The sequence below is a fragment of the Aeromicrobium sp. P2_G6 genome, from assembly GCF_056403535.1.
The window spans coordinates 37,254-61,595 of the sequence record NZ_JBFUFH010000005.1; the positions used below are offsets into that span (position 1 = coordinate 37,254).

Here is a 24,342-nt window from a genome sequence, read left to right on the forward strand (position 1 = left end):
CGGTAGGCATTGTGGTGCCGCCGACGAGAGGATCCGAGCGTGGCAAGAGGACCTTACAAGCAGAATCAGGAACGGATCTCGGCGATGCGTCAACGGATCATCGAGAGCACTGCGCGGATCATCGGAGATCGGGGGTATGCCGAAGCGTCCGTTGCTCGCATCGTCGAAGACGTAGGAATTTCTCAAGGGACCTTCTATCGATACTTCACGACACGGCAGGACTTGTTCGACGTCGTCCTGCCGACGTATGCCGAACGGATGCTTGAGTTCATCCAGAAGCATGTGGACAAGGATGCACTCGGTCTGGATCGCGAAATGCAGCGGATGCAGGCCTTCCTCGACTTCGTGGCAGACCATCCTTGGTTCGCTCGCGTCGTGGACGAAGCGAATGTTCAGGCCCCGGCTGGAAACGCCGCCTACTTCGACAGGGTGGTCAACGGCTACGTGAGAACGTTGAAGCGAGCAGTCGACAGAGGCGAAATCGAAGGTTATGAGCCCGACGAACTGGAAGGGATAGCCATCGCGCTGCTCGCCGCGCGCAGCTATTACGCGAAGGTGTATCTGTCCAGCATGGGACACATTGGAGAGTCCCGTGCTGCTGTGTTGAAGGGCTATCGAGCCTTCATCGAGCGCGCACTTTTCCTGCCAGCGCCACGATAAGTGGGCCGTTGGGCCTGGCCGCGCTCCGGATGTCCGGGGTGCGACCAGGCCCATTTTTGCGTACCCATCGGTCTGTGGCAGATCGACGGAGATCGGCTATTGACAATCATGAATCATGATTATAGGTTTTCAGCGTCGCAGGGTGAGCGGCATCACACACACAGTTCGGCGCCCCACGCGTCGACGGCCAGAGGAGTAACTCGATGCACACACGATGGATGGTGCCAGCAGTGGCCGCGCTGCTGCTCGCGAGCGCCTGCAGCTCCGGCTCGGAATCGTCGTCTTCAGGCGGCGACAGCGACGCCACGATCGGCGTGATCGGCCCCAAGACGGGGCCGGCGCCGCAGTTCTACCAAGACACGAAGCGCGGGATCGAGCTCGCCGCTCCGATCATCGAGAAGCGATACGGTCTGAAGCTCGACTTCGTCTACACCGACGACGCCGGCTCGCCAGAAGGCGCGTCGCGCGCCGTGCAAAAGCTTCTGAATGAAGAGGACGTCGACGCCATTTTCGGCCCTCCGACATCGGCTCCCGCTCTGCAGATCGCTGAAGTGATCGCCCGTTCCAAGCGTCCCTACCTCCTTGTTTCAGCGAGCAATGGCGACCTGGTTCCGACCGCCGGTGGCAAGAATTTCGCATTCAGGACGCAGTGGTCAGGCCCGGTGCTCAACGCCGTCAACAGTCAGGTGGTCTTCTCAGACATTGATGGGAAGAAGCCGGCGGTCGGTCTCGCCTACGCGGCGGACGCGTTCGGTCAGGCCGCGATCGCCCAGTATCGGGACCTGGGAAAGAAGCTCGGTGTGAAGGTGGTGGGGGAGTCGATGCAGTCCGGCGCCACAGATTTCACGGCTGGAGCGAAACGGCTGCGTGATGCGGGCGTCAATTCGATGTTCTTCAACTTCACCTCCGGGTCCGACATCGCCACTGTCACCCGCGACATGAAGGTTGTGGGATTCGACCCGCCACGCAAGACGACGACCAGCAACGTGCTGGCGAACTACCGCGAACTGTCCAAGCCGGCGGAATGGAAAGGCTTGAAGTTCGTGGAGCGTGAGGACTTGAACAGCCCGAGCTTCAAGAAGATGCTCGACGAATACAGGGCAGCCTACGGTGAAGAGCCTCAGTTGCCGACGGTCGTCTACAACGTGTACTCGGCACTGGACGCCTACGGTCAAGGGCTGAAAGCTGGCGGCGACGACTATGAGGCCGTGCGCGATGCGATGGAGTCGGTTGCAAGCGTGCAAGTGGAGGGGGCAACGTACGAGAAGCCCTTTGGTCCCGATGATGGTGAGTTCTACGACGACGACATCTCGAAGTGGCACGTGATGGGATTCGACGACACCCCCAAGGGCAACATCGTCACAGACGGCACAGTCGCCGAATGCATCAAGCGCGGCTGCTGAGATCTGAAGCTCATGGAGATCGCTGTGACAGGACTGGCCGCGGGTGGCTTGTTCGCCCTCGTCGCCCAAGGCTTCGTCCTGACCTTCCTGACCACCAACACGCTGAACTTCGCGCTGGGTGAGTTTATGGTCGTCGCCGCGTTCCTCGCGCTGGGAGTCAGCTCATGGAGCTGGCTCCCGGACGCAGCGAAGATCGTGCTCGTGATCCTCGTGGTCGGCATGTTGGGGGCGTGGACCTATCGATTGATCGTGCTTCCATTCAGCGCCGGGCACAACGACTCACGGTGGCTTCTTTCAACTGTCGGTTTGTCGTTCATCATCATCAACCTGACGACCAATGGCGAGGGCGTGCTGCGTCAGCCTCTCAAGTACGGAAGTGTGGACGGGGTAGTCGAGGTTCTCGGGGTTCGGCTTCAAGCGCAGCAAGGTCTGATCGCCATGACGGCAGTCGTCGTCACGATCGCCCTGGTCATGGTGACGCGGCTGACGGGATTGGGGACCCGTATGCGAGCGGTGTCAGAAGACGCCGAGGCAGCCTCGTTGATGGGCATCTCGCCGGTGCGGATCGGGATGATCTCTTACGGGCTGGCCATGGCAGTGGTGGCTCTGGCCGGTGTCCTGTGGGCAGCCGAAGTGGGCGCCTCGCCGCAACTGGGCGAGCCGTTGCTCGTGGGCGCATTCGCTGCAGGCATCATCGGCGGGCTCACGTCCCTGTGGGGGCCACTGCTCGGTGGGGGGATCTACGGTCTGGTGACGGCTGCGGTCGGTGAATCCGCCGGCTCGATGTGGGGCGAGGTCTCGGGTCTTTTGGTCGTTCTGATCGTTCTCATGTTCCGTCCCGAGGGGCTGCTGGGACGGCGAGTAGACGTGAAGCTCTGACCCGCAACAACCCATGAACTAGACACTCAGAGCTCTGTCCAGAGACGAGCACGAGAGCGAAGGAACATCATGAACAAGCGCTTCCTGGGGGCAACGAACACACTTGCACGCTGGTCTGAAGTCTCGCCACAGCGTCGAGATGCGCTGTTCGTCGTCGCACTCGTACTCATCTCCTTCCTCGCTCTGGCACCAGGCCTGAGCGGTGAAGGGACGTCAATTCCGCACATGCAACTGGTGGGACTGATGGCCGGCACCATCGTGGCGGCGGCGGGGCTGAACCTTGTGGCGGGGTTCGCGGGGCTCATCTCGCTCGGACAAGGCGCGATGTACGCGGTCGGGGCGTATGTCTTCGGCTACCTGTCACTCAGGGGTGACTTGCCGATCCTGCTGGCGGTTCCTGCCACCCTGATCGTGTGCGCCGTCGTTGGCGTGATCGTGGCCTTGGGAACGGCGCGCCTCCGCGGTCCGCAGTTCACGATGATCACGTTGGTCCTTGCAGTGCTGGTTCACAAAGTCTTGGTGGAGTGGCCGGTGCTCGGTGCTGCATCGGGCTATCCGAACACCCTTCAGCACAAGACGGGACTCTTGCCTGATGCGACCATATTCGGGCGTACGTTCGTGCCGCCTCTGTTCGCGGGCGAGTTCGCCTCGGTGCTCGTGCTGGTGCTTGGGTTGGCCGTGGTGGCGCTGGTGCTCTATCGGAACCTGAGCCTGTCGTCGTGGGGCCGTTCGCTCAGGGCCGTCGGCGAGAGCGACATGCTCGCCTCGCATCTGGGAGTGCATGTATTTCGACGGAAGGTCGCTGCCCTGGGCATCGCGAGCGCACTGGGCGGTCTCGGCGGCATCTTCTACGCACTGCTGTTCGCTCACCTGCAGCCGGAGTCCTTCGACGTCTTCTTCTCCATCACCATTTTGCTGGCCGTCATTCTCGGCGGCAACGGAACGGTGATCGGGCCCGCTGTCGGCGCTGTGATCGTAGTCTGGCTGGAACGTTCAGAGGCGCTGGAAGGGGTCACCGAGTTCCAGCGTCGCCACGTCAGCGACCAGTGGTACCTGTCCACGCCAGGGATCATCGGCCTGATTCTCATCGCGACGTTGTTCATCCTTCCCCGCGGTGTCGTAGGAACCCTCTCGGACTTCGTTGCCAAGCGGACGCGTCGCAATCTCAACCAGCTTCCGCCACCCCAACCGCAGGCAGAGCTGGTAGCGACGGCCGACTTCTTGGCTGTGAATGTCGACGGCGTAAACGCGGAACCGATCCTGGAAGTGGTCGGCGCAACGAAGCAGTTCGGTGGTTTGCTGGCAGTCAACGGCATCGACCTTCGTCTGCGACCGGGAAGCATCCATGGCGTGATCGGACCGAATGGCGCCGGCAAGTCCTCGTTGGCGAACGTGGTGAGTGGGGCATATCGCCCCGACAGCGGTTCGATCCTCTTGGCGGGCGAGGACATCTCAGGCCACCGGCCCGACCAGATCACGCGAAAGGGACTCGCCCGAACCTTCCAGACTCCGCAGCTGTTCAATTCGGCCACTGCGCTCGAGAACGTGAAGGCCGGATTCGCCGACACCGGCCAGCTTTCTTGGTGGAAGGCCGCGTTGAAGCCGCGGGCGCAGTACCGAAGAGAGGCCGAGCTCGAGGACATGGCGGCTGCTTTGCTGGCACGCGTAGGCCTCCTTGACGAGGCGTACGTCCTTGCTGGAAGCCTCGCGTACGGAAAGGCGCGTGCGCTCGAGATTGCTCGAGCGCTCGCGAGTCAACCCAAGGTCCTGATCTTGGACGAGCCGGCCGCTGGGCTTAACTCCACCGAAGTCATGGAGCTGGGGCGCCTGCTGACAGAGCTTCGTGCCGACGGCCTCGGCATGATTCTCGTCGAGCATCACATGGATCTGATCTCAACGGTGGCGGACGAGGTGACGTGCCTGGCGCAAGGGACCGTCATCGCCCATGGAACCGCATCGGAGGTCCTGACCGACGAGACGGTGATGGCGGTCTATCTCGGGACGACTGATGCTGTGCAAGCGGAATCATTCTCCGAAGGGAGCCAGCGATGAGCCTGGTCGTTGAAGACGTCAGTTCCGGCTACGGCCGGCCCACGGTGATCGAGTCGATCAATGTTGATCTGGCACCTGGCCGCATCTCAGCGGTGATCGGCTCGAACGGCGCAGGAAAATCGACATTGGCGCGAACTGTGTGCGGACTGCTCCCTTGTCGTTCAGGCTCCATCGTGCTCGACGGCAAACCTGTCCAGAAGTTGTCCCCGTCCCAGCGAGCACGTGCCGGCATCGTCATGGTGCCGGAAGGCCGACGGCTGTTTGCGAAGCTGACCGTCGCGGAGAACATCCGCATGGGTTCCTACGCGGCTGCGGGACGCGGCAAGGCGTCGGCGCAGCACGTCGAGACGCTCCTCGATGCCTTCCCCATCCTTCGAGATCGGTGGAGTCAGCGCGCCGGCCATCTGTCCGGCGGCGAGCAACAAATGGTGGCGCTCACTCGGGCGGTCGCCTCAGCCCCCAGGTATCTGTTGCTCGACGAACCGTCGCTCGGCCTCAGCCCCAAGCTGACGCAGGAAGTCTTCCGGCTGATTCAGCTGATCGCAGCCGAGACGAACGCCGGGATCTTCTTGATCGAACAGATGGCCGACGACGCCTTGGGTCTCGCGCAGCATGCTCATGTGCTCGAGCAGGGACGAATCACGATCAGCGGGCCGGCGGATGAATTGCGGACTTCGCCGGATGTTCGCGCTGCCTACCTCGGAAAGATCCACTGAATGCGTACCGAACTGACTCCCTTCATCGGCCGAGAGCTCGAAAGCTTTGATCGGCAGATCACCAGAGATGCTGTCGGAGAGTTCGCGTCCGCCATCGGCGAGACCAACCCGATGTATTTCGAGGTCGCGGTCGCACGGGAGCTCGGAATGAAGGACATTCCCGCGCCGCCCACGTTCCTGATCACGTTGGAGATCGATCAGCGAGACAGCCTTCGCTTCATACGCGAACTCGGTCTCGACACCGCGATGGTTCTGCATGGGGAACAGGCTTTTCACTTTCGTTCGCTCGTGTATGCGGGCGACGCGATCCAGGTACGACGTCAGATCACCGATGCCGGTGTGAAGGGACGATCCATGGCTTACCTCGTCACGGTCAACAGATTCCTTCGCGGTGACGAGGTGGTCGCCACCTCCGAATGCATATGGCTGATCATGAGCAGGGAGGACATCTGATGGCCGACCAGCTCTCCGTGCCCACAGCGTTCTTCGGACCGGTCACGAGATCCATGTTGTCTGAGTACGCTCAGGCATCCGGCGACAACAATCCACTCCACCTGGATGATGCGGCTGCGCAAGTTGCGGGACATCGTGAGGTGATCGGGCAAGGGATGCTGTCCATGGCATTCGTAGGTCGGTGGGTGACGTCTTGGTGCTCTCTCGATGACTTGCGCTCCTTGACGTCCCGGTTCACCGCGCCCACCCCCCTGGGCTCGCGCCTCAGATGCGAGGGCCACGTCAGTGCTACGCAGCAAGGGTCAGCGACGGTTGCCTACACCGTGACGATCGAAGGGAGCGATGTTGTGACCATCGCCGGCACGGTTGTGGTCGATTCCGTCGTGCTGACGCGTCTTGAAGGCGATCGTGATCGGCAGCGCTAAGGCTCCGGGTCCGAGGGTCTCCCTATCGGAGCAACGCAGCGAGCTCCTCCGCGAACACCGTGATGGCGTCATCGCCATCGTCGAGCACGCCCGCCAGCAACGGGAAGCTGTGCGGCATGCCCTCGTACTCATGTATGTGGACCGCCACCCCCGCTGCAGCTAGCTTTGCGCCGTAGCGGCGGGCATCGTCGGCGACGGGATCTACCTGAGCACTGACGATCACGGCAGGCGGAGCGCCGGCTAGATCCTGCGTCAGCAACGGTGAGGCGAGGCTCGACGTTCGGTCCGCGATCTCGGGTACATACATGTCGTACGCCCACTCGAGGCCGGCGCGGGTCAGGAATGGGCCGGCCTCGTACCGGTCGACCGAGTCACCGCTCATCGTGGCATCGAGTGCGGGGCACAACAGACCCTGGGCCCTGATCGGGGGGCCGTCCTCTCGCGAGGCAAGCGCAATGCTTGCGGCCAGTGTGCCGCCGGACGAATCGCCGGCGACGGCTAGGGCATTCATGTCGATGCCCAGCTCATCGGCGTGCTGACTCACCCACGAGGCGGCGTCCGCTGCGTCATGATGAGCACGGGGGAATCGCTCCTCCGGTGCCAGCCGGTACGCAATTGCGAATACGACGAGTTCTCCCCGTATGCAGAGCTTCCGGCAGAGCCGGTCGTGGGTGTCGAGGCTCCCGCGCACGAATGCCCCGCCGTGAAGGTAGACCACCGCTGGCGATCGCGGTCCAGCCTCGGGCGGCCGGTAGCACCGCACCGCGACTGAACCCTGACGAACCGGGATGGTGAAATCCTCCACTGCGCAGCGCTTGTCGACGTCGCCCGAGAATGCGATCAGTTTCTCGCCGGTTTCCCGGTATGCCTCGATCGACATCTCCCAGGGCTGCGGAGCTGGGCGCCCGGACAGGGACTGCAACAGCTCCTGAACCTGCGTGTGGAGCGCACTCATGCGCAGGCGTGCCGTCGCCCGCCCGAAGGGCGGGCCTGACCGAGGACCTTGATCCGTGTCATACGACGACTCGGAAGACCTGGAACTCGACGACAGGTCCCGGATTGATGCGGCCCTGTCCTACGAAGATGGTCTGATTGACCCAGGCGTACCTGGGGTCTCCCGATTCCAGGCGAGGGGTCGTGACGAAGTAGTGATCGCCAAAGTCGGTGCCCGTCTCGGCGCCGCCGAGCGCGCCTGCGGCGGCTTCGGTGACCTCGACCAAGCCCTGGTAGCTCATGTAGATGACGGCCCCGTCGTCGGTGAAGAATTGGGCGCGTACGTCGAGGCGGCCGAACCCGTCGTCCCCGGCCAGCAGCCAGTCGCCGCCTCCGGGCGCTGCAACACCACTGAATCGGTTGCCGCTGACCTTGCCTCCGGTGACGGCGAGGACTTGACGCAGCCCGTAGGGCCCTGGGCCGACGATCTGAGGCTCGGCGAGCTCTGCGGTGTAGGTGAACTCCGGCTCCAACTTCATGGGTGACCTCCGTTTCGAGCGGGTTGCATGTCAACCCGCGGTGGGTCGAGAGTGCACTATGCGTCTGGAATAGTCAACGATGCGTCGATTCGAGCTGAAGGTGATTCCAACGAGGAGCGACTCTTGAGTGGACATGGTGTTGACTAAAATCGACTATGAGTTTAGTCTCATTGTCGCCAGGCCGAGATGCCGAACGCCGGCTCCCGGAGTCACACACCAAAGACAAGCGAGGATTCACATGTCAACTGCATCGGACGTCGACCAGATTCAGCCGTCGGTCTCACGCGACGGCGAGAGCTACGTCTCGCGCCGCGAAGATATCCACTTCAAGATGACCGGCGATTTCATGACAGGCGTGGACTTTTGGACTCACGCGACCGGTGAGACCACCAACGGTCAGCTGATCGTCATCGAGACCAACTGGGTGCGCGGCACCGAACCGGTCTGGCACATGCACCACCGCGAAGAGGAGGGCTTCTTCGTCATGGACGGTGAGATCAAGATTCACACCGAGGCTGGCTCCTACAACGCCAAGAAGGGCCAGTTCGTGTGGGGCCGCAAGGATCAGCGGCACACCTACGAGGTGGTCGGAGACGAAGCCCGGATCCTCGTGGTGTTCGTTCCGGGACCGGACAGCAGCGGCTTTGAGCCCAACGGCGGCATCGACAAGTACTTCTACGAAGCCCGCGATCGTGAGCTTCGCACGCCCGAGCAGCTGCAGGCAGAGGTCGAGAACCTCAAGGTCAACTACGGCTTGGAGATGTTCCCCGAGCTGCCACATCCTCGGGACGAAAAGGCCTGAGCCCTCGGTAGTCGTTCGAACCCCTCGCTCTTTTCGATCACTGGAGTTGTTGTGACCATTGAAGTATCTCTAGACACGGTGCCGCACTGGATTGGCGGCGCGCCCGTCTACTCGACGGAGGGACAGCGAGCCGACGTGCATGATCCCGCCACTGGGCGCGTGATCCGGACCGTCGCGCTGGGCGGTGCTGACGCCGTCGACGAAGCTGTCGTCAGCGCTCGTGCCGCGGCGCGGTCTTGGGCCGCCACCCCCGGCCCGGCCCGCGCATCAGTACTGCATCGTTTCCGAGTGCTGCTGCATGACCAGGCGGACGAGCTCGCATCGATCATCACAGCCGAACAGGGCAAGACGCTTGCAGATGCCAAGGGAGAGCTGGCGCGCTCGATCGAGGCGATCGACGTGTCGCTTTCGGTAGTACAGCAACTCAAGGGCGAGTACGCCGAGCAGGTCGCGAACGGGGTCGACACGTACTCCTTCCGACAACCGCTCGGGGTGTGCGCCGGCATCACACCATTCAACTTTCCGGTCATGGTGCCGGTGTCGATGTTTGCGGCCGCCATTGCTTGCGGAAACGCCTTCGTGCTCAAACCAAGTGAACGGGTGCCGTCGGCAGCGGTGCGTCTGGCGCAGATCATGAGCGATGCTGGGTTGCCCGATGGTGTGCTCAACGTGGTGCATGGTGGCGTGGACGCCGCCCAAGCGCTCATCGACCACGTCGATGTCGCGGCGGTGTCGTTCGTCGGGTCCACGCCTGTCGCGCGTGCGATCTACCGGCGCTCGGCTGAGGCGGGCAAGAAGGTGCAGGCGCTGGGGGGCGCCAAGAACCACATGGTGGTGATGCCCGACGCAGACCTCGATGCCGCTGCCGATGCCTTGGTCTCAGCGGCCTACGGCGCGGCGGGCCAGCGATGCATGGCCGTGACTGTTGCGGTGGCCGTCGGCTCGGCGGCAGACGCCCTCGTCGCCAAGACTGCCGAGCGGGCGCATGCGTTGAAGGTGGGTCCAGGCGCGGAACCGGCGACCGAGATGGGGCCGTTGATCTCCGATGCTGCACTCGATCGAGTCCGCGGGATGCTGGAACGCTCCGTCGAACAAGGCGGCCGACTGGTCGTCGACGGTCGCGAAAGGCTTGAACCCGGAGCCGGATTCTTCATCGGTCCCAGCCTGGTCGACGGCGTCAGCGTTCAGAGCGATCTCTACCGCGAAGAAGTGTTCGGACCGGTCCTGAGCGTGCTCCGTGCCGACGATCTCGAGCAGGCGCTACAGATCGTCAACGACAACCCCTACGGGAACGGCGCGACGATCTTCACCAGCAGCGGAGCGGCTGCACGTCGATTCAGCCGGGGCGTGTCGGCCGGGAGCGTGGGCATCAACGTACCCATCCCTGTGCCGATCTCCTGGTTCGGCTTCGGCGGCTGGGGGGATTCGCGCTTCGGAGATGACGGCCTGAACTACGACGCTTACCGCTTCTACACGCGGTCGAAGGTCGTCACTCAGCGATGGACAGATCCCACGCCCGGCCTTGCTCCTCACTTCGTTGCCGCCGGAAGCCAGTAACACGGCCAGAAAGGATCCACCATGCAGGAACACAGCACGCCTGTCACGCGCTCTGCCGACCCGCCTCGGCTCGATCATGTCGGCATCCTCGTACGCGATCTGGACTCAGCTCTCGCGCACTGGTCACGTCGGTTCGGGCTCGAGGTTGCTCGCAGGGTCGAGCTGCCGGCCATGGGCATCACCGCTGCGTTCCTCAACGTCTCCGGAGCTGAGGTCGAGCTGTACACGCTCCACGACCCGGACGCGATTGAAGCGGCTCTCGGAGGCGCATCGGCGAAGCTCGACCACGTCGCACTACGCCTTCACACCAACAGCGGCCGTGAGCTCGCGGGTTGTGCCATCCGAGGGCCTGGGCGGCCTGAGCCGATTGCCGAACCGATCCTGATGGGCGACGCCACACATGTCTGGACCGAGCCCCCCGGCATCGATGTTCTGCTTCAGCTGATCCAGCCGAGCAGCTGAGGCCCGTTGCCGTGGGGCCGCCTGAGACGCACACGAAACCACACAATAAGAGGAGTCAACATGGGACGCATGGATGGAAAGGTCGCACTGGTCACCGGCGCGGCGAGGGGACAGGGACGGGCGCACGCCATTCGCCTTGCCGAGGAAGGGGCGGACATACTCGCCTTCGACTGCCCGGAAGATGGACGGGTTCCCTATCCCGTCGGCACGGCAGCTGACCTCGAGGTCACTGTCAAGGAAGTGGAAGCGTTGGGCCGGCGAGTCATCGCGCACGAAGGTGACGTTCGCGAGCAGGCCGCGCTGGACAAGCTGGTCGCGGAGGGCGTGCAAGCCTTTGGCGGGCTGGACGTCGCGGTGGCCAACGCCGGCATCTGGACGGTGCATCCGTTCGCGGATGTCCCCGAGGACGAGTTCCTGGATGTGCTCAACGTCAACATCATGGGGCCTTGGCGCACCCTGAAGGCTGTCACTCCCGCCATGAAGTCGCGCGGAGGTGGTTCGGTGATCATCACCTCGTCCGGCAACGGCGTTGAAGGATCTCCCCATTATGTCCACTACGTGGCATCCAAGCATGGCGTGCTCGGGCTGGCGAAGAGCGCAGCACTTGAGTTCGGCCAGTTCGGCATCCGGGTCAACTCGCTGCTTCCTGGACCCACCGACACGCCTGCCTTGGACTGGCAGGGTGGCTACGATCTGTGCGCGGGCAAGGGGCCGGGTGAGGGCGTCAAGGAAGACCTGCAGGGCGCGAAGTACTGGGCTCTTCTTCGGGACGTGGGGCTCCTGCCGCCGCGCGCCATGAGCGAAGCGGTCCTGTGGCTGGCATCCGACGAGTCACGGTGGACGACAGGTCTCGAGATGCTGGTCGACGGCGGCCACATGGTCATGCCGGGGCTGAACATGACGAAGATGGCCTTGGACAATCAGTAACGTCTGAGCGGACCTTCAGAAATCACACGAGCCCTCTCCAAGTCGTCCTTGATGACTTCGGAGAGGGCTCGCGTGTGTCGATCTCGCTACCGCGCCTTCCACTCAAGGCCGAAGACGGTCCGCAACCAGATCGTCGTCACTGTCTCGGCCATGTCGTCCAACGGGATGGCGTTCTCGCTACGCAGACTCATCAAGGCAAGGTTGCGTTCCCCCATCCACATCAACGCAGCAGCCAGTGACCTAGCGGGCGGCCCGGCAATGGCCACGCCGGCCTCCCTGTCCCGTTCGATGCTCGCGGCCGCCGCGTCAATGAATCGTCCGAGGATCGCGTCCCACTGCGTCTGCAGGTCTGGCTCGGCCGCAGCGGCGTCAGCCACTTCGCGAAGCACGTGACCATGGCGTTCCCACACCTGGATGACTTCGTTGACGGCGTGCTCGATGGCAGCCTCCGGCGGCATACCTGCCGGGCGGGCGAAGATCAGCTGTGAGGCTTGGAACACGTCAGCCGTGACGTTCGAAAGCAGCGCAGACAGTACCTGCCACTTCGACTCGAAATAGAAGTAGAACGATGACCGTGACAGCCCCGCACGCTTGGTGAGATCGTCGATGGACAGATTGCGCAGCGGGATCGTGCGCAGGAGGTCGTAGGCACCTTCGAGGATGGCTTGCTCACGCCTGTCGCCTTTGGTGTTTCGTCGTCCGACCCGTGATTCGGCGGAGCCCAAAGGGAAGGATGAACTGGCGGCCATGAAGTTCATGATAGGCCACCCTCGCAGGGACGAGCTGCTGCCGGTCGTGGTGTCATGACGATTATCGACATGGCGTTGATTATACTGCACACATAGTTCATAATAGGCATGTCGGGTCGGCGTTCCCCTTCGCGGGGTCCGCGTCGATGACTGTCCCTTGAACTCGCTCGATGTTCCGCTCGAACGCATGCGGGTCCCCGAATCGAAGCAGGAGTCACGCGTGTCCAACCTCGCCGGCAATCTCGTCACCACGGCCAACAAGCACGGGGCCCGGCCAGCCGTGAAGCTCGAGGATCACGTCGTGTCCTATCGGCAGCTGCATCACCAGGCCTCGGTCGTGGCTGGAGATCTGCGAGCCCGAGGCGTTGGCCCAGGAGACCGGGTGGGCCTGATGCTCCCCAATGTCCCGGCATACGCTGTCGTGTTCTACGGGGCTCTGCTTGTTGGAGCGGTCGCCGTTCCGATGAATCCGCTGCTCAGCGACCGCGAGGTCGAGTACTACCTCGCCGACTCAGGCATGACTGTCGTGTACTGCCTGGAGGGGAATGATGCGGTCGTGTCGGCCGCGGCGGCGAGGCTGGGGATCCGTTCGATATCCGTACCGCTCACCGGACCGGTCAACATGTCCGGCGAGCCGATCTATGAAGCAACGGATCGGGCCGACGACGACACCGCTGTCATCCTTTACACCTCCGGCACTACGGGCAAACCCAAGGGAGCAGAACTCACCCACCGGAACATGTCGACCAACGCCGCGACGACGGTCGACACGCTGATCAAAGTGGGCCCGGAAGACGTGATCCTCGGGTGCTTGCCCTTGTTCCACGTCTTCGGTCTCACGTGCGGCCTCAATGCGGCGGTCAAAGCCGCTGCCCTCCTGACACTCGTTCCCCGCTTCGAGGCGGCAAAAGCGTTGGAGGTCCTGGCCCGTGATCGAGTGACGGTTCTCGAAGGCGTGCCCACCATGTACGCCGCGATGTTGCACTCTCCCGATGCCGACAGCGCCGACATGTCCTCGCTTCGCACCTGCATCACAGGCGGTGCGGCCATGCCGGTCGAGATCCTCAAAGCGTTCGAGCAGAAGTTCGATTGTGAGATCTACGAAGGGTACGGACTTTCAGAGACGGCACCCATTGCCTGTTTCAACCGACCCGGGTACCAGCGCCGACCCGGCACGATCGGTCTGCCCGTACGCGGCTGCGAGCTGCGGATCGTCGACGACGCCGGCGAGCAGGTCTCCGACGGCGTACCGGGCGAGATCGCCATTCGAGGTGAGAATGTCATGAAGGGTTACTGGAACCGTCCTGAGGCAACTGCCGAGGCCATCCCCGACGGGTGGTTCCGTAGCGGCGACATCGCCACTTGCGACAGCGACGGCTACTACACCATCGTGGATCGCAAGAAGGATCTGATCATTCGAGGTGGGTACAACGTCTATCCCCGCGAAGTCGAGGAAGTTCTTTATGAGCATCCCGCCGTGGCTGAAGCAGCGGTGGTCGGGATCAAGCACGCACACTTCGGAGAGGAGATCGGGGCGGCCGTGGCACTCAAGCATGGCTCGCACGCAGAGGCGGAAGAGCTGAAGAGCTTCGTCCGTGATCGAGTCGCCCCATACAAGTACCCGCGCGAACTGTGGTTCGTCGACGCCTTGCCGAAGGGCGCGACCGGCAAGATCCTCCGACGCGAGGTGGAGCCGCCGGCCCAAGCCGAGAGGGGTTGACCCGCACCCTTCGGCCCGCCGCGCCGGCAGGCACGAAAACAGCAAGTTCGGTGCGGGCCGTCCGGCTACTCGGTGTCGAGTTGAGGGCAGCCATACTCGCGGAGGGCGGCGGATGATGACCGGCGGCGTGACGGCGCTCAACGAGTCGACGGCAACAGGACTGAGCGTCCTGGCGAACAGAGCTCGGTGTCGAGCAACTCGTGACGCCGAACATGATTGCGGGACGATGGGGATGGCACCCTCATCGTCCCGCCATCAACACCTCAGCGATCGGCGGTCGCGCCCGCAAGGCTCGACTCGACCTTGATGATCGCCTTTCCCCGTGTAGTGCCGGAGAGCGCGTCGTTGAGGGTTTCGCGAGCTGCTGAGAGCCCTTCGACGATGGTCTCGTCGTATGCCAAAGAGCCTTCTCCTAGCGCCGCGGCGAGCTTGCCGATGATCTCCGCGTAGCGCTCCACGTAGTCGGTGACGATGAAGCCTCGCAACGTGGCTCGCTGCATGAGCAGCTGGTTCGTGTTGCGAATTCCCACCTGGTCGCCGTGCTCGTTGTAGCTGTCGTACTCCGAGATCAGCCCGCACAGCGACACGCGCGCGCCGACGTTCAGCCGGCTCAAGACGTGATCCATGATCGGACCGCCGACGTTCTCGAAGTCGACGTCGATGCCGTCAGGAGTTGCCTGGTCGAGCTGCTCGCGCCAGTCGTCCGCGTGTCGATCGATACATGCGTCGAAGCCGAGTTCCTCGACCAGGTGTCGGCACTTCTCAGTGCCTCCTGCGATCCCGACCACGCGAGCCCCTCGCTGCTTCGCCAGTTGTCCAGCGATGGAACCTACGGCTCCGCCGGCGGCGGAGACGACGACTGTCTCGCCTGGCTGGGGATCGCCCATCTCCACGCCGATGAACGCCGAGATGCCTGTATGCCCGAGCACGCCGAGGAAGGCCGTCAGGGGCGCGGGCAGTGGGTCGGGGAGAACCGTGAACGGGAACTCCAAGACGGAGTCGTCAGCAACGCAATACTCCTGCCACCCGGTGAAGCCGAGCACGAACGCTCCGACTGGGAGGTCGTCTCGGCGGCTCTCGACGACCTGTCCGACACCCAGCCCTCGCATGACCGCGCCGAGCTCGACCGGCGGGATGTAGGAACGCAGTTGGCTCATCCAGACGCGGTTCGTGGGGTCGAGCGAAAGGTACAAGGTACGGACCAGGGCTTGCCCCTCCGCGATGTCCGCCATCGGCTCCTCCGCCCACACGAGATCTGTGTCGGTGACCTGACCTTGTGGCCTTCTGTTCAGTCGAAAGAGCCGGTTGGTGGGCGTTGTCATAGCGGATCCTCACGGTTGTGGGTGGCTGGAGCGATCGATCATGCAGTTCAACGGCCGCGATTTCAGGGAAACTATCGAGACCGCAGCCCAGACTAGACTGGTCGTCGTCGATAATCAACGGTATGTCGAGTAGGGATAATGAGGAGTTCTGGACTTAGTCGACGAAGCGTTGACTATATTCGACTCATTGTGCATTATCGGTGGGACACGGCACGAGACACAACGGTTCCCAGAAGACGGAGACAGCACATGAGCGTACAAACTGACAACCGGGCGACAGTTGAGCAATTCTGGGGGGCCCTTGACGATGGTCTGCCCAGCGGCGAGGCCCTGGAAGCGTGGAAGGACACCTTTGCCGAGGACGCTGTCTGGGAGATGCCCTTCGCCCCCAAGCCGCTCGCCGAAGCCGTGCCAGGACGACACCTCATCGGGCACTTCATTGACTGGTTCTTCGACTCCGTGCCCGATCTGCACATCGATTCGCTGATCGTTCACGACACCACCGACCCGGAGCTCTTCGTCCTCGAGCTGCACGGCACGGCCACGGTCTCGCAGACCGGCAAGATCTACGCGAACACCTATTGCACCCACATGCGGATCCGGGACGGCAAGATCGTCTTGTTCCGTGAGTACTTCAATCCCGACGTCGTGCTCGAGGCATTCGGGCGTGACGAGATCGCCAAAGGCATGTCAGTTGTCATGGCGGCCGCCGGAGTAGTTGCCAGTCAGTGACGGCGGCATCGAAAGCCACGCCCGTCGAGAACGTGCCAGACATGCAGAGGCGGACTCGGCGAACGGCGCCAGCGTCCTTCGATTCCGAACGGATCCCACTTCTCGAACGACCGTGACGTCGGACTAGGAGGCTTCATGCACCAGCAGACCGCACGTTCGCGGCGTCATGTGCCCTCCGTCGGCCGCACGGGACGAGGGCTGTCGCCGTTCTTACGCCTGGGACCGGCTTTCGTTGCCGGGATCGCGTACGTCGATCCTGGAAACGTCGCCACTAACTTCACGGCAGGGTCGAGGTATGGGTATCTGCTGGTCTGGGTGGTGGTCAGCGCCAACATCATCGCGTTGCTGGTCCAGTACCTCTCCGCGAAGGTGGGGATCGCCACCGGTCGCACTCTGCCGCAACTGTGCCGCGATCGATTCTCGCGTCGCATGTCACTCGGCTTGTGGCTCCAGGCCGAGGCGGTGGCACTGGCCACCGACCTCGCGGAGGTTCTCGGGGGTGCCATAGCCCTGCGGCTACTGTTTGACCTGCCGTTGCTGGTCGGCGGACTGATCACTGGTGTCGTCTCCTTCGTCGTCCTCTCCGTCCAGCGGGCGGACCGCCAGCGACAATTCGAGCGCGTCATCATCTATTTGTTGGCGATCATCGTGGTTGGGTTCGCCTGGTCCGCGATCGACGCTGGACCGAGTGCCTCGGACACTGCCCGGGGCATGGTCCCCGGTTTCGACGGGAGCGACAGCGTCCTTCTCGCTGCTGGCATCCTCGGCGCGACCGTGATGCCTCATGCGATCTATCTGCACTCAGCGTTGGTGCGGGACCGTTTCGGCTCGCAGCTTCGCAATCCGGCGTTCCGATGGCGGGCGCTTCGTGCCACTCGCGTTGACGTGCTGCTGGCCATGACGATCGCCGGAGCTGTCAACCTCGCCATGGTCCTGGCTGGCGCCGGTGCTCTCCACGGTCAAGGTGTGGAGTCGCTCGACGATGTCTTCTCAAGTCTCAAGGTCGTTCTTGGAAACAGCACGGCGGTGCTTTTCGCTGTCGCCCTGCTCGCGTCTGGGTTCGCGTCATCGTCGGTGGGCACCTATGCGGGATCGGTAATCCTTGAAGGGTTCTTGAAGCGGAGGATTGCTCTGCCGGTACGCCGACTCATCACGCTGGTGCCGGCGCTGGGGATCATCGCGTTGGGCCTCGATCCGACGCTGATGCTGGTCTTGTCGCAGGTCGTGCTGAGCTTCGGCATCCCGTTCGCACTGTGGCCGCTGGTGATCCTCACGCGGGACCGCCGCGTCATGGGCGACATGGTCAACAAGCGTCGTACCACAGCAGCTGCCGCCGTCGCGGCAACAGTTATCAGCGCTCTGAACGTCACACTCGTCGTCCTCACCCTCAGGGCACTGGGTTGAGGCGGCGGGAGATGGCGTATCACCCGAGCGACGTTCGAGTCGCGACCTCTCGCCGGTGCAGGCCGAGCAGGAGACGGATCAAGGGACGTTGGTTCCGGCGATCGTTGGCGTGGACATATGGAAGGGCAGACGATGGTCGACCGGGATGACTGGCGCTGGCAGCTGGCGCTCGGGCTCGGACGGACGGTGTTGTTCGTGGCCGTTTTGATGGCGCTGGCGACGCTCGTCGATACTCTCGGCTGACTCAGGTGGAGGGAAAGAAGTCTGATGACGAGCTAGGGGAGCTCGGTGAGGTACGCCTTGAGGTCGCTCATCGACTCCTGCAGCACATCCGTCAACTGCAGCTCGGGGTGCGCCAGCCACCGTTCATACGAGGCCACCGCGAGGGCGAGGCTGACGTGACCGACGAGGCGCGGCACGGCCGAATCGGCGGGAATGTCGAGTCGGCGTCCGTCCAAGTCGATGTGCGACCAAACAGCTTGGCGGCCGCGGTGTCTGCCTCCCTTGCCATTTGCCGGAAGCGAATGCTGCGGCTGGTCTCGGACCAACTCCGCCTCCCACCCGGTCCGGGTGGGAGGCGGAGCGGCGCGCCCGCGTCCTGCGATGCGGCCCCAGCCGCTGGATCACACCGTCGCAGACTCCGGTGTCTCGAGCATGGCCAGTTCGGCCTGCACCAGGCTCTCGTGCTCCAGCTCGTCCTCGCGCGCCTTCCTGGGACTCCATCGGCCGGTGAGGAGCGCCACGCAGGGTATGAACAGGACCTGCCCGGCGAAGCAGATCCACCACCAACGCTGCCACTGCCCCGGGTTGTCTTCTGCAGCTTTCTGGACGTCGGCGGCGTTCGCCGACAGGTAGGCAAGGTCCGCGGGCGGGATCTCAGAAATGGACTGAAGCCGCGCTCCGGCCTTTGCGACGCGGGCCCCGTTGTCCTGAAGGAATCCCAGGTCCGCGGCCGGAACGGCGCCCAGTGCCTGGAGCCGCCTGGCCGCCTCGCTCGCCACGACGCCTAGGCCCTCCGCGATTTGTCCGGTTGCCTCCGCGGCGGCCTCCGCGTTGGTCGGCTCCGTCGCAAGTACTCCGAGGACGGCTGGGTCGACTACTGCCGCCGTGTCGAGTTCGGACTCGTATTTCGAGCTGAGCGTGAGGACCCTGCCGACATCAGCGGGTGGCATGGCCGTCAGCCTTGAGAGTGCCTTTGTCTGGGCTGTCGGATCGTTCGGGTTCGCCTGCAAAGCCTTGAGTGTGACCCCATCGACGGTCTGCAGCACCTTTACTTGGTCCGGATAGGTCGCCACGATTTCCTGGACCCGTGGTCCGTCGTTGACCAACGTGGAAACGGCCGGCACTGCGAATGGCAAGGCGGCGAAGGCGGCAGTCGCGACGAGCCTGGCCGTGTAGCCCCAGACTGCCAGGCCCGTTGCAGTGGCCGCAGGGTTGCGCTTCTCGACGGTTTCGGTGAACGCGGCCATCCAGGCGACGTACGCGATCCCTTGGCCGCCGGCAGCCAGCAGCAGGTAAAGCTTGAGGTCGGCCGTCGAGGTCGCCGGCTCCGTAGCCGCATTGGCGAAGAGAGCGAGGCCAACCATGCTGATGGCGCCTCCGACGAGGATGAATGGCTTCCGCACCCGCAGCCGGTCCGACAGCAGGCCACTAGCGATTACCGCGATCGCGTGGGGCGCCCAGAACCAGTTCGCGATGGAGTTCGATTCGGCCTCGCTGTAGCCGTAGACGGTTGCGAAGTAGACCACGATGAAGCCAACCAGGATGTAGTAGAAGAGCAGGTAGAGGCTCACCGCGAGCGCAGATCCGATGATGTCCGGTCGCAGCATTTGGCGCCAGCTTCCTTCGTGCGCGGCCTTGGTGTCGATGCCCGCAGCGCGTGCTTCGACCAGCGCGCGGTCGCTCATGCTGACCATCAGCTGATCGCGCAGCGCCGGCGAGAGCTCACGCAGCCAAACCATTGCGAGTACCCAGACCGCAAGGCCGACGATGCCGGCCACGCGGAACTGCCACTGCCAGTCCGGATGGCTGTCGAGCGTGCGACTCGAGACCTGGGTGAGCAGCAGGCTTCCCAGCACCGGGCCGAGCGTCCAGAACCCCATGGCGATGCCGCGGCCGACCTGCGGGGAGAAGTCTCGAATCAACGCAGGTGTCGCAACCAGGGCCATGCCCTCGACGGCGCTGACCAGGGCGTAGATCGCGAGATACTCGACCTTGGAATCCGCCGCGGGCATCGCGAAGCCGACAAGCAGTCCCGTGACGAGGAGCCCGCCGACAACCAAATTCGCGCGTCCGAACCTGTCAGCGAGCCCCGCACCGAGCGAGGCGAAGGCACCGACCAGCGCACCGGCCGCGGCGACGTACACGAACTCGGCGAACGTGAAGCCGAATTCCTGGATGATCTGGGTCGCCACCGCCCCTTGGACGAAGAGCTCGTAGTAGAGCGTGATAGTCGCAAGAACGGTGATCCCGAGGTAGATCGATCGTGGACCCTGATTGGGGTAGTGCACGAGCTTGCGGTCCCAGAGACGAGTGAGCCCCGGAGAAGATGTGGATATGGGCATGGGTTCTCCTTGAAATAGCGGAAATTGATGTGTGGCGGCATGGCGAACCGGCCAGGCCGCCGTTGAGGAACGTCGGTCGGCAACTGCGCGTCGGTGGACGTCAGGCGAATGCGGCGACGGTCATGATCCAACCGGATACTTGTTCAGCACACCTATCGAGCACTTTCGGCGGCCCCGACCCAACCGGATCGTTATTCAGCACGCCTATCGAGCACTATTCGGCGACCCCGAGAACAGGGTGTGGGCGCCACGATGTCCAGCCGATGTGTGCAGCTTTCATCATCGAGCACTTCCAGTTCCGCGCGTTGTGTCCAGAAGTGTGTGACAGAATCAACACGGTGTCAAGGGTTATCGGCTGACTGTCGACTATACGTAAATCCACGGTCTCGCATGGCGCACGTCCGTACCGGTGTTCACGTGTCAGGACGGCGAGAATTATCTCCACGAGTGCCCGAGCCACGCTTGGACGGTCGACGCGGGCACGCCGCGGCTAGCCAGAGGCATGCCGCGGTTTGCCGCAGGTCGTGCAGTCGACGGCCTCTTCCGGTGGTCGCCCATCGGGTGGTGCGCTTGAACGCCGCCGCGTGCAGGCGCGCTTTTCCCGGTGAGGTGATGAGGAGCTCGTCGGGTCCTTTGTCCTTGGCCATGGATCGCACCAACGGAAGCGAACACCAGTCCGGGGCGGTCGGGGAGGCGAGGTCAGGACGAATGACGAAGGCACCGACCACTCTAGGAGAGCGGATGGGTGCCTCCGTGGAACGCTACTTCGCGAGGACGCCCTCCGGTGCCGTGACCTTCGCGCCGCCGTGCCCGGCGTGGGTCGGCCGGGCCATGAAGACCACCAGGATGACCCCGATCGCGAACGCGATGACCGGCAGCAACAAGGCCTGCGACATCGCGGTCGAGAACGCGGACTGCGCTGCGGGTGGCAGGGAGCCATCCGCCGAGTCGGCGGACGCGCTGACACCGCCGAGACCGTTGGCGGCGAGGCGCGAGGTGATGATGGCTGCGACGGCAGCGCTGCCGAGGGCCCCCGCGATCTGGCGGGTCGTGTTGTAGACGCCTGCGCCCGAGCCGGCCGCGGAGATCGGCAGGTTGCGGGTGGCGGTGGCGCTGAGTGGTGCCCACAAACAAGCGTTCGACACGCCGAATAGGGCCATTGGCAGCAGCAGTTGCCAGACCGGACGTCCCGGGTCGAGGATCCGCGACAGCCACAGCATCGCTACGGCTGCGGTGCCAAATCCCACTAACGTGATGTTGCGCGGGTGCATGCGGTCGACCAGCCTGCCGACGAACGGCGAAAGAATCATTAGGACGACGGCCATCGGCGCGGTCAGCAGGGCCGCCTCGGTGGGACTCCAGCCGCGGGCGGTCTGCGCGTAGAACGTGAACGGCAGGGACATCGCGATGATGGCCATTCCCACCAGCGCGATGCCGAGGTTGCCGATCGAGAAGTTGCGGTCGCGGAACAGGCTCAGCGGGACGAGTGGCTCGATGCGCGTCTTGGCCTGCCAGACCACGAACACCGTGAGGACGACCAGGCCGAGCGCGATCAGCAGCGGGACCGAGATGATGCCCGTGATGGTTCCCCAGTCGTAGCGCTCGCCCTCCTGGATGCCGAACACCAGCAGGAACATCCCGATTGCGCTGAGGGCGACGCCGATCCAGTCGAAGCTGTGAGTGTGCGTGGGCAGGACCGGCACGAAGCGGACGGCGAGAACGAAGCCGATGATGCCGACCGGCACGTTGATGAAGAAGATCCATTCCCAGCCCAGGGAGTCGACCAGGATGCCGCCCAGGATCGGCCCGACCAGGGTCGCGACGCCGGCGGTGGCGCCCCACAGCGCCATGGCGCTGCCGCGCTTGGCGGGCGGGAAGGTGCGGGTGATGACGGTCATGGTCTGCGGCGTGATGAGCGACGCGCCGATGCCCTGCACGACGCGGGCGACGATCAGCATCTCGATCGAGCCGGTCAGGCCGCACCACAGCGACGCGAGCGTGAAGAGCGTCAGGCCAAACAGGTACACATTCTTGGGCCCGAAGCGGTCGCCGAGTCGGCCGGTGACGAGGAGTGGTACGGCGTACGCCAGCAGGTACGCGCTGGTGACCCAAATGACGTCGGTGTAGTCGCTGTGCAGGTCATTGCCGATGGCCGGTGTCGCGACGGACACGATGGTGTTGTCGACGAGGATCATGAAGAAGCCGATGACCATCGCCCAGAGGGCCGGCCATGGCTTGTAGTCGGGCCGGAGGTCGGTGGTCACGCGTGGTGCGGTTGCCATGTGAAGTCCTTGTGGTGGATGCGGGTGATGAGGTCGTTGATCCAGTCGCGCTGAGCGACGGTCATGGTCAGGAGATAGTCGGCGCCGATGAGGTAGGTCTCCTCCATGCCGCTCTCGCGATATCCGTTCAAGACGGACTCGAGGGTGGCGATGTCGTCGTCGAGCGCCGCCACGTACTGGCGGAGGTCGGCAGTGGCCTCGTCCGCAGGGAGGTTATGCGCCTCAGTGAGCGCGAGGGGGAAGTGCGGGTACTCGCGCACGGGCTGCTGGAGCAGCTCGCGGACGCGGGCCGTCACGGCGGCGCGTCCTGCGGCGGTGATTGCGTATGTGGTGCGCTCGGGGAGGTTGCCGTCACGGTCGGTCCCGGTGACCTCCACGAGCTCGTCGCCGTGGAGGCGCTCCACCGTGTGGTAGAGCGAACCGGGGCGGACCTTGACGAAGCGGTCCTCGTGACGCTCGAGCAGGAGCTGGTACATCTCGTAGGGGTGCATGGGTCGCTCGACGAGCAGGGCTAGGGCCGAGACCGCAAGCGGTGTGAGTGGCATGGTATTCCCTCCCGAGTGCTCCACACGGAGTACTCCACGTGGATGTTACACGTGCTTGTTCTGATGGGGACATCGGTACGGCTGGTCAGCGGGCCGCGAACGAAGTTCGCATCGAAGATGCACCTGACTGCGGAGTGCCCCTGTTGGTCATGGCAGTGCCTGCGCTCTCGCTGCACGACCTGCAGAACGATTCGCTGGGTTGATGGTGCGCCGGCTATGACTTACGTCTGATCGCTGTCGCGCCTGGCGAAGAAGGTCAATGCATCCCGAATCAGCCGAGCCGCCGGAGGTGAGAGCTGTCGCGCCTTGCGATGCGCGAGAAAAAGTTCGTATCGCATCAGGTCGTCGATCACCCGCACCGATGCGACACCCTCGCCGCGATGCTCGACGTCGTGCTGCGGCAGGAAGGCTATTCCGAGGCCAGACTCGGCTAGTCGCATGGCCTGCCAAGGATCACCGGTTTCGAACTGTTCACGCGGTGTGAACCCGGCGCGGGCGCACGCTTCGGTCACGGTCTGGCGAATGGTCGACGGACGGCGGAAGGCTATGAAGGGTTCATCGCGGAGCTCGGCCATGCGAATACTCGCTCGGTTCGCCAAACGATGAGTCGGGCTCACCACCAGCTGCAGCGGATCCGCGGCTATTTGGGTCAGTTCCAGCCCAGTCTGATGGATGGGTGGGATACCGGAGATGATTGCGAGGTCGATCGCGTCGGACCTCAGTTCATCGGTCAACAGAACGCTGACATCCTCGCGGACTGCAAGCTCGACGTCGGGATGACGCTGGTGGAAGGCGGCAAGAAGCACTGGGACATTGACCGGACCGGTGGTTGGTGTCACCCCGAGAGTGACCCGTCCACGGAGTAGTGCGGTCGACCTGTTCATCGAGTCGCGGATCGTGTCCATCTCGGTCAGTATCCGTCGGGCGTGCGCGACGACGGTCAGGCCGTCCTCGGTCAGCGCCACGCGTCGAGTGGTGCGGTCCACCAGGCTTACTCGGAGCTCGGCCTCCAGCTTCTGGATCTGTCGGGAAAGCGCGGGCTGTGCGACACCGGCCCGAGCGGCGGCTCGCGTGAAGTTGCGCTCCTCTGAGAGGAGCACGAGGTGCGCGAGCTGCCGAAGATCCATGCCAAGACTGTATGGCAGATATGTAATTCATGTCTTGGACAAACCCAATCGAGTTCTAGGACACTCTCGTTGAGCCCCGAGGAGAACTC

The 24,342-nt window shown here is 63.7% G+C and carries 24 protein-coding genes; 15 read left to right on the forward strand and 9 right to left on the reverse strand.

Going from position 1 to position 24,342, the window contains the following annotated elements:
* Nucleotides 1-39 precede the first annotated feature (39 nt).
* The 7 genes from AC1DVU_RS15845 to AC1DVU_RS15875 all read left to right on the forward strand — a co-directional run bounded on the left by AC1DVU_RS15845 (nt 40) and on the right by AC1DVU_RS15875 (nt 6,588).
* On the forward strand, nt 40-660 hold the full coding sequence (locus tag AC1DVU_RS15845) for a TetR/AcrR family transcriptional regulator (protein ID WP_476923421.1): 621 nt from the start codon (nt 40-42) through the stop codon (nt 658-660).
* Between the two features lie 230 nt (nt 661-890).
* The gene (locus AC1DVU_RS15850; protein ID WP_476923422.1) at nt 891-2,063 is read left to right on the forward strand and encodes an ABC transporter substrate-binding protein; all 1,173 of its coding nucleotides are present in this window, start codon (nt 891-893) and stop codon (nt 2,061-2,063) included.
* 12 nt (nt 2,064-2,075) lie between these two features.
* Entirely contained in the window at nt 2,076-2,942 is an 867-nt protein-coding gene (locus AC1DVU_RS15855; protein ID WP_476923423.1) for a branched-chain amino acid ABC transporter permease, read from the forward strand.
* 69 nt (nt 2,943-3,011) lie between these two features.
* Nucleotides 3,012-4,994, forward strand: coding sequence for a branched-chain amino acid ABC transporter ATP-binding protein/permease (locus AC1DVU_RS15860; RefSeq protein WP_476923424.1), 1,983 nt, complete (start codon nt 3,012-3,014; stop codon nt 4,992-4,994).
* Nucleotides 4,991-5,710 carry an ABC transporter ATP-binding protein gene (locus AC1DVU_RS15865; RefSeq protein ID WP_476923425.1) on the forward strand — a complete coding sequence of 240 codons (720 nt, stop codon included), beginning with the start codon at nt 4,991-4,993 and terminating at the stop codon, nt 5,708-5,710. Before AC1DVU_RS15860 ends, AC1DVU_RS15865 begins: the two co-directional genes overlap by 4 nt.
* Complete coding sequence (locus AC1DVU_RS15870; protein WP_476923426.1) at nt 5,711-6,163, forward strand: FAS1-like dehydratase domain-containing protein; 453 nt, start codon at nt 5,711-5,713, stop codon at nt 6,161-6,163. It begins immediately after the preceding gene.
* Nucleotides 6,163-6,588 (forward strand): MaoC family dehydratase, encoded by a 426-nt coding sequence (locus AC1DVU_RS15875; protein WP_476923427.1) that lies wholly within the window; start codon nt 6,163-6,165, stop codon nt 6,586-6,588. The genes AC1DVU_RS15870 and AC1DVU_RS15875 overlap by 1 nt, the downstream gene beginning before the upstream one ends.
* A 22-nt stretch (nt 6,589-6,610) precedes the next feature.
* On the opposite strand, the gene AC1DVU_RS15880 is transcribed toward AC1DVU_RS15875, so the two are convergent.
* Together AC1DVU_RS15880 and AC1DVU_RS15885 are read right to left on the reverse strand one after the other, a co-directional pair.
* Nucleotides 6,611-7,543 (reverse strand): alpha/beta hydrolase, encoded by a 933-nt coding sequence (locus tag AC1DVU_RS15880; RefSeq protein WP_476923428.1) that lies wholly within the window; start codon nt 7,541-7,543, stop codon nt 6,611-6,613.
* A gap of 58 nt (nt 7,544-7,601) precedes the next feature.
* Nucleotides 7,602-8,060: a DUF3237 domain-containing protein gene (locus AC1DVU_RS15885; protein ID WP_476923429.1), complete on the reverse strand. Its 459-nt coding sequence runs from the start codon at nt 8,058-8,060 to the stop codon at nt 7,602-7,604.
* 238 nt (nt 8,061-8,298) lie between these two features.
* On the opposite strand from AC1DVU_RS15885, the gene AC1DVU_RS15890 reads away from it, so the two are divergent.
* The 4 genes from AC1DVU_RS15890 to AC1DVU_RS15905 all read left to right on the forward strand — a co-directional run bounded on the left by AC1DVU_RS15890 (nt 8,299) and on the right by AC1DVU_RS15905 (nt 11,808).
* The gene (locus AC1DVU_RS15890; protein ID WP_476923430.1) at nt 8,299-8,862 is read left to right on the forward strand and encodes a cupin domain-containing protein; all 564 of its coding nucleotides are present in this window, start codon (nt 8,299-8,301) and stop codon (nt 8,860-8,862) included.
* A gap of 78 nt (nt 8,863-8,940) precedes the next feature.
* Nucleotides 8,941-10,419: a CoA-acylating methylmalonate-semialdehyde dehydrogenase gene (locus tag AC1DVU_RS15895; RefSeq protein WP_476923793.1), complete on the forward strand. Its 1,479-nt coding sequence runs from the start codon at nt 8,941-8,943 to the stop codon at nt 10,417-10,419.
* Nucleotides 10,420-10,440: 21 nt separating this feature from the next.
* Entirely contained in the window at nt 10,441-10,881 is a 441-nt protein-coding gene (locus AC1DVU_RS15900; RefSeq protein ID WP_476923431.1) for a VOC family protein, read from the forward strand.
* Between the two features lie 60 nt (nt 10,882-10,941).
* The gene (locus tag AC1DVU_RS15905) at nt 10,942-11,808 is read left to right on the forward strand and encodes a mycofactocin-coupled SDR family oxidoreductase (RefSeq protein WP_476923432.1); all 867 of its coding nucleotides are present in this window, start codon (nt 10,942-10,944) and stop codon (nt 11,806-11,808) included.
* A gap of 86 nt (nt 11,809-11,894) precedes the next feature.
* Here the strand turns inward: AC1DVU_RS15905 and AC1DVU_RS15910 are convergent, their stop codons facing one another.
* Entirely contained in the window at nt 11,895-12,566 is a 672-nt protein-coding gene (locus tag AC1DVU_RS15910) for a TetR/AcrR family transcriptional regulator (RefSeq protein WP_476923433.1), read from the reverse strand.
* Nucleotides 12,567-12,744: 178 nt separating this feature from the next.
* On the opposite strand from AC1DVU_RS15910, the gene AC1DVU_RS15915 reads away from it, so the two are divergent.
* Nucleotides 12,745-14,277 (forward strand): long-chain-fatty-acid--CoA ligase, encoded by a 1,533-nt coding sequence (locus tag AC1DVU_RS15915; protein WP_476923434.1) that lies wholly within the window; start codon nt 12,745-12,747, stop codon nt 14,275-14,277.
* 263 nt (nt 14,278-14,540) lie between these two features.
* On the opposite strand, the gene AC1DVU_RS15920 is transcribed toward AC1DVU_RS15915, so the two are convergent.
* Nucleotides 14,541-15,599 (reverse strand): NADP-dependent oxidoreductase, encoded by a 1,059-nt coding sequence (locus tag AC1DVU_RS15920; RefSeq protein WP_476923435.1) that lies wholly within the window; start codon nt 15,597-15,599, stop codon nt 14,541-14,543.
* A gap of 249 nt (nt 15,600-15,848) precedes the next feature.
* On the opposite strand from AC1DVU_RS15920, the gene AC1DVU_RS15925 reads away from it, so the two are divergent.
* The 3 genes from AC1DVU_RS15925 to AC1DVU_RS15935 all read left to right on the forward strand — a co-directional run bounded on the left by AC1DVU_RS15925 (nt 15,849) and on the right by AC1DVU_RS15935 (nt 17,978).
* Nucleotides 15,849-16,331, forward strand: coding sequence for a nuclear transport factor 2 family protein (locus AC1DVU_RS15925; RefSeq protein ID WP_476923436.1), 483 nt, complete (start codon nt 15,849-15,851; stop codon nt 16,329-16,331).
* 135 nt (nt 16,332-16,466) lie between these two features.
* Nucleotides 16,467-17,735 (forward strand): Nramp family divalent metal transporter, encoded by a 1,269-nt coding sequence (locus tag AC1DVU_RS15930; RefSeq protein ID WP_476923437.1) that lies wholly within the window; start codon nt 16,467-16,469, stop codon nt 17,733-17,735.
* 117 nt (nt 17,736-17,852) lie between these two features.
* Nucleotides 17,853-17,978, forward strand: a complete 126-nt coding sequence (locus tag AC1DVU_RS15935; protein ID WP_476923438.1) for a hypothetical protein — start codon at nt 17,853-17,855, stop codon at nt 17,976-17,978.
* Nucleotides 17,979-18,010: 32 nt separating this feature from the next.
* Here AC1DVU_RS15935 and AC1DVU_RS15940 read toward each other — a convergent pair whose 3' ends face one another.
* The 5 genes from AC1DVU_RS15940 to AC1DVU_RS15960 form a co-directional block, all read right to left on the reverse strand.
* Nucleotides 18,011-18,283 carry an acyl-CoA-like ligand-binding transcription factor gene (locus tag AC1DVU_RS15940; protein ID WP_476923439.1) on the reverse strand — a complete coding sequence of 91 codons (273 nt, stop codon included), beginning with the start codon at nt 18,281-18,283 and terminating at the stop codon, nt 18,011-18,013.
* A 75-nt stretch (nt 18,284-18,358) separates the two neighbouring features.
* Entirely contained in the window at nt 18,359-20,299 is a 1,941-nt protein-coding gene (locus tag AC1DVU_RS15945) for an MFS transporter (protein WP_476923440.1), read from the reverse strand.
* Nucleotides 20,300-21,060: 761 nt separating this feature from the next.
* Nucleotides 21,061-22,581 carry a DHA2 family efflux MFS transporter permease subunit gene (locus AC1DVU_RS15950; RefSeq protein WP_476923441.1) on the reverse strand — a complete coding sequence of 507 codons (1,521 nt, stop codon included), beginning with the start codon at nt 22,579-22,581 and terminating at the stop codon, nt 21,061-21,063.
* The gene (locus tag AC1DVU_RS15955; protein ID WP_476923442.1) at nt 22,560-23,126 is read right to left on the reverse strand and encodes a PadR family transcriptional regulator; all 567 of its coding nucleotides are present in this window, start codon (nt 23,124-23,126) and stop codon (nt 22,560-22,562) included. The genes AC1DVU_RS15950 and AC1DVU_RS15955 overlap by 22 nt, the downstream gene beginning before the upstream one ends.
* Nucleotides 23,127-23,347: 221 nt before the next feature.
* Complete coding sequence (locus AC1DVU_RS15960; RefSeq protein ID WP_476923443.1) at nt 23,348-24,253, reverse strand: LysR family transcriptional regulator; 906 nt, start codon at nt 24,251-24,253, stop codon at nt 23,348-23,350.
* Nucleotides 24,254-24,342 lie beyond the last annotated feature (89 nt).